We start from the raw sequence: 6914 nt of genomic DNA on the forward strand, positions 1-6914 counted from the left end.
CTGGAAGACACCCATCGACGAACGAAAGCGGCCCCGCATCACTGCGGAGCCGCCTTCCGTCGGGAGCTTTTCAGCTCAACCAGAGGTGTCGCAGGTCCGCCCCGAAAGGTCGGTCGCGAGCGACTGCGCTGCCTTACTCGCTTTCCAGACCGAACGCCACAGAGATGCGGTCGATGGCAGGATCGCACGCGACTGGCTTTGGACCGAACGAGGCTTCGATCGGCAATTGAGAGCCCCCGGCGAAGCCGCAACGAGCGGCGAAAACCGCCAGCGCCCCCCCGACCGCAGCCATCGCCCTCCTATGAAATCCGGCTGGCGAAGAGCTGCAGCAATTGGCGAACGGTCACGCATTTCTCCAGTTCGTCATCGCCCAGAATGTCCCTGTCGAACTCACGTTCGATGGCGTTCCCGATCAGGACGAGGTCATCGGCAGACACGCCGATCTCATCGAGTTGGGCTTGCGGCAAGAGCTTGTTGCGATCGACCAGGCCTTCATCAGCGATAATCTGAAGAAGGCGATCAAGGATGCCAGCCTCTTCGACGCTGAGTTCAGCCATCCCCGCATCCTCTCCGTTCGACTCCCGTGACATCGCGTCCCGGCAAGCGGGCGCGAGCAATGAACTCGTCGGGGGGGGCAATGGTTGCGTTGCGATCACGCTGATCGAGGTCTCCGATGAACGGCCTGATCGCGATCCGCTCGTCTCAGGCACCCACCGGGGTCCTTGTCGCAGCAGTCACCTCCGCAATCGCCTTTTCAAGATCGGCCTGCCAGAAGGGTTTGCCAAGACGCCGAACACCGGGCGGAAGGCCGTCAGGCATCTCGGCATAGCCGGTCGCGAGAATGATCGGGATATGGGGCCAGCGCGTGCTCGCCTCGGCGATCAGCTGACCGCCGGTCATGTGGGGCATGGCGTGATCGGTGATGATCAGATCGAACGACTGACCGCTTTCGAGCTGCTTGAGAGCCTCGCGACCGGAATTGGCCTCGACGACGGTGTGCCCCAGATCCTCCAGGAGAGCGACCGTGTTCATCAAGATGAGCGCGTCGTCATCAACCGCGAGGATTGCCAGCGGCAAGGCGGTCGTCGCGACACTCGCAGGGTGGCTCTCGATGGTCGCGACATCGGGTCCCTGTTCGCTAGTGCGCAGCCACAGCGTCGCGGTCGTGCCCCGGCCGACCTCGCTTTGAAGCGTCAGGCTCCCACCCAGCTGCTCGGCCGTGCCCAGGACCATGGGCAGGCCAAGCCCCGTCCCTTTGCCCACTCCCTTCGTGGTAAAAAACGGTTCGGACGCTTTGGCGAGCGTTTGGGGGTCCATGCCGGTTCCCGTGTCGGTCACGATGATCTGGACGTAGCTGCCGGGCGCGAGTGGGGAATGGCTGTCTTCCGTCACCAGCGCGTTCCTGGCCGTGAGCGTGATTCTGCCCCCGTCGGGCATGGCATCGCGCGCATTGACCACCAGGTTCAGGATGGCCACTTCAAGCTGATTGCGATCGGCGAACACCGGGTGGAGCCCCGTCGGAAACAGCGTCTCGAGCCCGATCGAAGGCCCGACCGAGCGAGCCAGGAGGTCGCTCATCCCACCGATCAGCTCGGGAAGGTTCACCGGCCCCGGTTGCAGTTCCTGCCGTCTGGCGAATGCGAGCATGCGCTGGGTCAACGTCACCCCGCGCGTCGCCCCCTGCAGCGCGTTACCGATCAGTCCCAGCAAGCGCTCATCCGTCACCTGCTTGCGCAGAAGTTCGAGGCTGCCGATCACGGTGTTGAGCAGATTGTTGAAATCATGCGCGACGCCGCCGGTGAGCTGCCCCAGCGATTCCATCTTCTGCGCCTGGTAGAGCGCCTCGCGAGCCGATTGAAGCGCCTCGTCGGAGTGTCGGCGCTCCGTCAAGTCGCGGGTCAGCTTGGCGAAACCGATGATGTGACCGCGATCGTCATGGATGGGATCGATGACGACGCTGGCCCAGAACCTCTCGCCGTTCTTGCGAACCCTCCAGCCTTCGATTTGAAAGCCGCCGCCGCTGCGCGCGCTGGCCAAGGCCCGCTCGCATTCGCCCCGCGCCTGGTCTTCATCGGTATAGAAGATCGAGAAATGGCGGCCGATGATCTCCTCCGGCCGATACCCCTTGATGCGCTGCGCACCCGCATTCCAATTGGTGACGGTGCCGTTCTCATCGAGCATGCAGATGGCGTAGTCGGTCACGGCCTGAACCAGCAGCCGAAACGACTGCTCGCTTTGCCGCAACGCTTCCTCCTGCCGCTTGCGCTCCGTCAGATCGCGGGTGATCTTCGCATAGCCCAAAGCCTTGCCGCTCGTGGGGTGAACGATGGGATCGATGACGACGTGAGCCCAGAAGCGCGTTCCGTCCTTGCGGACACGCCAGCCCTCGTTCTCGAAGCGCCCCTCGCGGCTGGCGGTGTCCAGTGCCCGAGCCGGCAGTCCCGCAGCCTGATCATCGACCGTGTAGAAGCGGGAAAAGTGACGCCCGATGATTTCATGGTCCTGATACCCCTTGAAGCGGCGCGCGCCGGGGTTCCAGCTCGACACAAATCCTGCGGGATCGAGCATGTAGATGGCGTAGTCGGTGACCGATTCCACCAGCAGCCGATACTTGTCGTCGGCCAGATTGTCGTCAGACGTCATATCCCCAGACACCCCCATCCCCTGCGATCAAGGGCAACCCAAGCGAACCCCGCAGCCGGATTTTTGTTCCCCGGGGAATTGCGTTTCGCGCGGGCAGCCGTCGTCGGGCTGTTTCATACCCAGATCAAGCCGAGTTCAGCACAGCCGCCAGCATCGCAACGCCACGACGCAGCATGTCGACGTCGAGAGCCGCGTAGCCGAGAACGAAGCCTGCCGTACCGGGTCTCGGTAGGTTGGGATCGTACAGCGACGACACCGGATAAAGACCAAGCCCCACGGACCGCGCCGCATCGACGATTTCGCCCTCGCGGGACGCATCGACGTCGTCGACCCAGATCACGACATGGAGCCCCGTTTCCGCTCCCTCGATCGAAACCGCCGGCCCGCATTCCGCCGACAAGGCCTTGAGCAACACGGCGCGCCGCTCGGCGTTCTTCCGGCGGATGCTGCGGACATGGCGTTCGTAGCCCCCGCTGGCCAGCATCTGGGCCAGCGCCTCCTGCTCCAGCAGCGGGGCGTGGCGGTCCGTCAGCCGCTTGGCCTCGCTGAACACGCCGGCCAATCCGGAGGGAACGACGAGATAGCCCAGTCGCAGGGTTGGCGAGAGCGTCTTCGAGACGGTGCCGACATAGATCACCGACTGCGGATCGAGCGTTTGCAGCGGCGGGATCGGCGCAAGGCCGTGTCGATACTCGCCGTCGTAGTCGTCCTCGATAATGCAGGCGCCTGAGGCCGCAGCCCAAGCCAGCAGCGCACGGCGGCGCGTTGCGGAGAGAACCCCGCCCAGGGGGAACTGGTGCGAGGGCGTGACGTAGACCAGACGCCCCGATGGGAGGCTGTTTGTGCAGAGGCCTTCATCATCGACCGGAACAGGAACAGCAAGGCCACCGGCGGCAGCGAAAGCATGACGGGCGAGAACATAGCCGGGGTTCTCGATCAGGAAGGTGTCGCCGGGATCGAGCAACAGCCGAGCGCACAAGTCGAGCCCCTGCTGCGAGCCGTTAACGACGATGATGTCGTCCGGCGAGCAGCTGATGCCACGAGCCCGCCAGAGATAGCCTTGCAGGGCCGCGCGCAGATCGGAGGAACCTTGAGGGTCGCCATAGCGCAGTCGCGCGCTCCGCCGAAGGCTGACCGCGTTCAGCGCTCGCCGCCAAGCCAACACCGGAAAATCGTGACCGGCCAGGTCACCGTAGCGGAAGTCCGCGAGCTTGACCGCTTGACGCGGTGGCACGGGCGGCAAGCCGAGCAGGCGTTTTGCGAAGCCCGAGAGATGTCGTGCCGCCGCCCTTGGGACAGGCGCCGATGTCGGCTGGGCAGCGAGCCCCTGGGCCACGACCGGCCGGGCCCCCGCGCGCGTGATCAGATAGCCCTCCGCGATCAGCTGACCATAGGCCGCCGTCACCGTCGTGCGGGACGCTCCCCACTCTGCCGCGAAGGTCCGCGACGACGGCAGCCGATCGCCCGGTTGATAGGCGCCACTGTGGATCTGGTTCTTGATCGCGGCGATGATCCTGTGTCCGACACCTTCCAACTGGACCACCTCAATCCCTTGCAACTGGCTATTCCAGGCAAGCCAGAATGGTGTCATCTGTCTAGGCGACACAAGGGAGTTCCGAGATGTACACGCCCCCAGCCTTCCGCGACGAGGACAGGGACAGCATTCGCGCAACCCTGCGTGCGGCCCGTCTCGCCCACTTCATCACCGCTACGGCGGAAGGGGTGATGGCGACGCCGCTGCCGCTCTACATCGACCAGAAAGAGGGTGAGCATGGCGTGGTGTATGGCCATCTCGCCAAGGCCAACCCGCAAGGCAGGACGGCTGCAATCGGCGACGGGCTGGCCATCTTCATGGGGCCTGACGCCTATATCACGCCGTCATGGTACGCGACCAAGCAGGAGACCGGGAAGGTCGTCCCGACCTGGAACTACGTCGCAGTCCACGCCCATGGCCCCGTCGAGTTCTTCGATGACCCGGCCAGGCTGCTGCAGGTCGTGACCCGCCTGACCGACGTCCATGAGGATGAGCGTGCGGCGCCCTGGCGCGTATCCGATGCTCCGGCCGATTTCATCCAGGCCCAGCTGCGGGGGATCATCGGCATCCGGATGCCGATCACGCGGCTCGAGGGCAAGCGCAAGATGAGTCAGAACCGAAGCCTGGCAGATCGAAGCCAGGTCGCCGCCGGCCTGGCCGAAAGCCCCCGGCCGTCGGAACGGGAGGCTGCAGCGCTGGTCCCGATCGCCTGAAGCCGCGCTCAAGCAACAGGCCGTTTCCAGCCAGCTGCAATGCTCGCCTGCAGTCGCGCCGCCCCCTTCATGCTGGTCTCTCCTGATGCCGCAGGAGCCCGAGGAGCCTGCCGGCAAGCTGGAGCGTGGGGTGTGAGCGCACAATCGTAACCGTCCGGTCTTGGCCGCCTTGCGCGGTAGGCGGCATTTCCCGGACGGTATGACCTTAAGTCTCGCTTTAAGGTCATGGCGATGGTTCGGGCGGAGGTTCTGGGCGCGATCGAGCGGCGGCGGCGCTGGCACTATGAGGACAAGGTCCGGATCGTCGAGGAGAGTTTCGCGGCTGGCATGACGGTGACGGATGTCGCGCGGCGCAACGCGTCGCTGCGAGCCTGGTTTTCACATGGCGTCGACAGGCGAAGCTGGGACAGTTGGGAGGGGGCAGCCTGGCGTCGCTTCTGCTGCCTGTCGAACTGGCTCCTGTCGTGACCGACGTCACGCCCCCGCCGGTTGCCGAGGTCGCCGTCGCGGAGCCCGCGCGCCGGAGCCATCGTTTGTCCGGCATGATCGAGATCGCGCTCGGCTCGGGCCGCAGGCTGCGGGTCGATCGCGATGTCGACGCGGACGCGCTGCGGCGGGTGCTCGACGTGCTGGACCGGCGATGATCGCGATCCCCGCCGGGATGCGGGTCTATCTCGCCATGGGCCCGACCGATATGCGCAAAGGCTTCGACGGCCTGGCGGCGCTGGCGCAGGGGGCCCTGGAGCAGGATCCGTTCTCTGGTCACCTGTTCGTCTTTCGCGGCCGCCGAGGCGATCTTCTGAAGGTGCTGTACTGGGATGGACAGGGCTTCTGCCTGTTCGCCAAGCGGCTGGAACGGGGTCGCTTCATCTGGCCGGTGACGACCGACGGCGTGGTGCGGTTGACGCCGGCGCAGCTCTCCATGCTGCTGGAGGGGATCGACTGGCGCGCGCCGATCCGAACCGATCGCCCCAGCTTCGCTTTGTAAAGCGAAGGGCTTCGAGCCGATTCAGGACTGTGGCCCGCGGTCAAGATCGACCATGATTCAATGGCTTGGCCGCCGGTCTCGCGATAATCTTAAGACCATCATGGCGAGCGCCTCCGCAGACCTTCCCGATGACGTCGCGACGCTCCAGGCGCTGCTGATCGCGGCGCGGGCGCAGAGCGCCGCCCATCTGCTCATGATCGAGAAGCTGAAGGCACAACTGGCGAAGCTGCGCCGGATGCAGTTCGGGCAGTCGTCGGAGAAGCTCGACGCCGCCATCCTCCAGCTGGAGCTGGCGCTCGAGGATGTCGAGGAGGGCACGGCGACGCGCACGGTTCTGGAGCGCGCGGTCATGCCGGCAGCTCCCGATGCCCGTCAGCATCCGGTTCGTCGTCCCTTGCCCGATCACCTGCCGCGCGAGGAGGTCATCCACTGGCCGGTGGGTATCGCCAGTGGCGATCTCGGCTGTGGCTGCCTTGCTTGCGGCGGACAGTTGCGCCGGCTCGGCCAGGACGAGACCGAGGTGCTTGAGCGCGTCACCCTGTTCAAGGTCGTCCGGCATATCCGCCCCAAGATCGTCTGCCGTGTTTGCGAGGCGATCGTGCAGGCGCCGATGCCCTCCCTGCCGATCGAGCGCGGGCGGCCAGGCCCTGGATTGCTCGCCCATGTGCTGGTGGCCAAGTACGCCGACCACCTGCCACTTTACCGACAGTCCGAGATCGATGCCCGCGAAGGCGTCGATCTCGACCGTTCCACCCTGGCCGACTGGGTCGGATCGGCGGCGGCGCTGCTGACGCCCCTGGCCGAGGCGATCGGCAGGCATGCCATGGCCGGGCCCGCGCTCCACGCCGACGATACCCCCGTGCCGGTGCTCGCTCCCGGGTTCGGCAAGACCGCGACTGGGCGGCTTTGGGTCTATGTCCGCGACGAGCGCCCCCATGCCGGTGATGCAGCGCCCGCCGTCCTCTATCGCTACACCCCGGATCGCAAGGGCATCCGCCCGCAAGGCCATCTCCAGGGCTTTGCGGGATATCTCCAC

Annotated in this window: 8 protein-coding genes; 5 read left to right on the forward strand and 3 right to left on the reverse strand. The window is 65.6% G+C overall.

What is annotated here, in order from left to right; translation table 11 throughout:
* Positions 1 to 299 precede the first annotated feature (299 nt).
* The 3 genes from AE618_RS27835 to AE618_RS06400 all read right to left on the reverse strand — a co-directional run bounded on the left by AE618_RS27835 (position 300) and on the right by AE618_RS06400 (position 4201).
* Complete coding sequence (locus tag AE618_RS27835) at positions 300 to 557, reverse strand: hypothetical protein (protein WP_156330134.1); 258 nt, start codon at positions 555 to 557, stop codon at positions 300 to 302.
* Between the two features lie 145 nt (positions 558 to 702).
* The gene (locus AE618_RS06395) at positions 703 to 2643 is read right to left on the reverse strand and encodes a hybrid sensor histidine kinase/response regulator (RefSeq protein WP_156330135.1); all 1941 of its coding nucleotides are present in this window, start codon (positions 2641 to 2643) and stop codon (positions 703 to 705) included.
* A gap of 124 nt (positions 2644 to 2767) precedes the next feature.
* Entirely contained in the window at positions 2768 to 4201 is a 1434-nt protein-coding gene (locus AE618_RS06400; protein ID WP_054208197.1) for a PLP-dependent aminotransferase family protein, read from the reverse strand.
* 62 nt (positions 4202 to 4263) lie between these two features.
* On the opposite strand from AE618_RS06400, the gene AE618_RS06405 reads away from it, so the two are divergent.
* From AE618_RS06405 to tnpC, 5 genes are all read left to right on the forward strand, one after another.
* The gene (locus tag AE618_RS06405; protein ID WP_054208198.1) at positions 4264 to 4890 is read left to right on the forward strand and encodes an FMN-binding negative transcriptional regulator; all 627 of its coding nucleotides are present in this window, start codon (positions 4264 to 4266) and stop codon (positions 4888 to 4890) included.
* Between the two features lie 225 nt (positions 4891 to 5115).
* Complete coding sequence (locus AE618_RS27210; RefSeq protein WP_082365037.1) at positions 5116 to 5358, forward strand: transposase; 243 nt, start codon at positions 5116 to 5118, stop codon at positions 5356 to 5358.
* Entirely contained in the window at positions 5355 to 5534 is a 180-nt protein-coding gene (locus tag AE618_RS27215) for a hypothetical protein (protein ID WP_082365038.1), read from the forward strand. The genes AE618_RS27210 and AE618_RS27215 overlap by 4 nt, the downstream gene beginning before the upstream one ends.
* A complete protein-coding gene (tnpB, locus tag AE618_RS06415; RefSeq protein ID WP_054208199.1) occupies positions 5531 to 5878 on the forward strand; it encodes an IS66 family insertion sequence element accessory protein TnpB in 348 nt (115 codons plus the stop codon). Before AE618_RS27215 ends, tnpB begins: the two co-directional genes overlap by 4 nt.
* Positions 5879 to 5930: 52 nt before the next feature.
* Positions 5931 to 6914, forward strand: a 984-nt coding sequence (gene tnpC, locus AE618_RS06420) for an IS66 family transposase (protein WP_156330136.1), incomplete at its 3' end; no start/stop codon positions are given.

Source organism: Allobosea vaviloviae, assembly GCF_001298265.1.
Taxonomy (GTDB): Bacteria; Pseudomonadota; Alphaproteobacteria; order Rhizobiales; family Beijerinckiaceae; genus Allobosea; species Allobosea vaviloviae_B.

Coding starts and splice junctions, on each gene's coding strand:
- AE618_RS27210 (WP_082365037.1), top strand. CDS start 5,116: ATGGCGATGGTTCGGGCGGAGGTTCTGGGCGCGATCGAGCGGCGGCGG.
- tnpB (WP_054208199.1), top strand. CDS start 5,531: ATGATCGCGATCCCCGCCGGGATGCGGGTCTATCTCGCCATGGGCCCG.
- AE618_RS06395 (WP_156330135.1), bottom strand. CDS start 2,643: ATGACGTCTGACGACAATCTGGCCGACGACAAGTATCGGCTGCTGGTG.
- AE618_RS27835 (WP_156330134.1), bottom strand. CDS start 557: ATGGCTGAACTCAGCGTCGAAGAGGCTGGCATCCTTGATCGCCTTCTT.
- AE618_RS06405 (WP_054208198.1), top strand. CDS start 4,264: ATGTACACGCCCCCAGCCTTCCGCGACGAGGACAGGGACAGCATTCGC.